Below are 1591 nucleotides of genomic sequence, written 5' to 3'. Positions count from 1 at the left end.
GCTTCATGAACTACGTTTTCATTGACTCGACAAACAAACTTGATTCGAATCTTGTTGTAACCGGTATTGATGAGATTCTTTACAATTCCGATTTCATTGCAATAAGCGATGAGCTTGGCTACAACTTGGCGCGCGATGGCGTTAGATGAGGATTGGTCGCCTATCCGATTGACGGTAGCGCAATCATTGAACTTGCGCATTTCCAATACTTCGAAATCGTTGCCGGCAAGCTTACATTGGCTTACGTAACATCGAAAGGATTGAAAGAAATCAACGGAATCATGCTTCCATATGTTGAGAAGTTCGAACTTGTAAATGGCCAAGTGATAAAAACAATGGGCTGATTTGAAAATGAAAATTCATTCTATGTTGATTCATCAGCGGAAAGAATCGTTTATGAAACTGACGTAATTCCGGCTTGACCATTCAAGTATTCATCAAGAGGCGAAGGCGCAATTCCATCTGAGCTATTTTCGGCAATCGAAGCGATGGACTTCTTCTCAAATCAAATTCCAAAAGAATGAGAAAAGATCAAGACAAACTTCCTGTTCAACAAAGTTTTCATGCCAAACAAGCGCGGTGAAGATGTTGTTGAAGCGATAGCTAACGGTGGCGATGTTACCGAAATTACCGATCCAAACGGGCAATTGGGAGGAGCATTGGCTACTTTATCAAGTGGATCATCAACGCCTGATATTCTTAACAACCAAATCGTTTTCCTTGAAAACCGTATTTTGAAGTATGCAATGCTTTCAACTGATCTAGTTATGGGAAAGGCTGCGCAACAATCAGTTAGCGAAACTTCTAAAGTCGACCGTCAAGTACTTGAACATTTGATCAAGCTAAATGCCTTAAGAAAGTACAACTACCAAAGATTCTTTGATGCGTTAGGAAAAATGGTTGGCGTTGAAATCGGCGTTGAACTTCCATTGCCATTCGTTGATCAATATCAAATTGATTCATTGAAAGCAAACCTAAAAGTATTAGAAGGACAGGCAGTAAGCCAAATGGCTACGGCACAACAAGCACCGGCAACTGAAGAAGTTCCGGTAGAAGGAGAATAAGATGGCTGATAGAGAATTAGTATATAACGGAACAAATGATATTCCGAAAACTGAATTAAGAGATTTTGCTGGCGAAAAGATGGTAAAGCTTTATGTTTATGAAATGATTAACGTCAACAAAACGAAAGCTATTGCCGCCGAAATTACAACTTCATTTATCAAGTTAGTTAACAATTCTGATACATTCAAAAATCTTCCTAAAGATGCCAACGGCAATCCTTACATTGAAATTCTTTGTGATGAACTACTTGATTTCAGAACAATTTACGAAGCTGGTGAAAATTCATTTGGTAAGAAACTTATGTCTGTTGAAACTTATCAAGCGTTATCTACTGAAAATGTTTTTTCAAACGTTTCTTCAATTGATATGTACAAAATGCGTATTCTTCCAATCGTTGCAACATTTGATCCAATCACTCCATCATTTAATGGCGACAAAAAGGTTGTTCCATTTGAAGGAAACGCCTTCATTCTTTCGCCTTTTGAAGAAATTGCGCCAACTGAATATGGGCAAAGACAAATTGATA

General features: G+C 38.2%; 3 protein-coding genes. All 3 read left to right on the top strand.

The window, feature by feature from the left end:
* Positions 1–152 precede the first annotated feature (152 nt).
* Positions 153–344, top strand: a complete 192-nt coding sequence (locus tag N1032_RS23000) for a hypothetical protein (protein WP_259542646.1) — start codon at positions 153–155, stop codon at positions 342–344.
* A 219-nt stretch (positions 345–563) separates the two neighbouring features.
* Positions 564–1064, top strand: coding sequence for a hypothetical protein (locus N1032_RS22995; RefSeq protein ID WP_259542645.1), 501 nt, complete (start codon positions 564–566; stop codon positions 1062–1064).
* 1 nt (position 1065) lies between these two features.
* Positions 1066–1591: hypothetical protein (locus N1032_RS22990; RefSeq protein ID WP_259542644.1), on the top strand; the 526-nt coding region annotated here is incomplete at its 3' end.

This window comes from Herbiconiux daphne (assembly GCF_024979295.1).
Taxonomy (GTDB): Bacteria; Actinomycetota; Actinomycetes; order Actinomycetales; family Microbacteriaceae; genus Herbiconiux; species Herbiconiux daphnes.
This window is presented reverse-complemented; position numbering and strand designations above follow the sequence as displayed.

Coding starts and splice junctions, on each gene's coding strand:
- N1032_RS22995 (WP_259542645.1), top strand. CDS start 564: ATGCCAAACAAGCGCGGTGAAGATGTTGTTGAAGCGATAGCTAACGGT.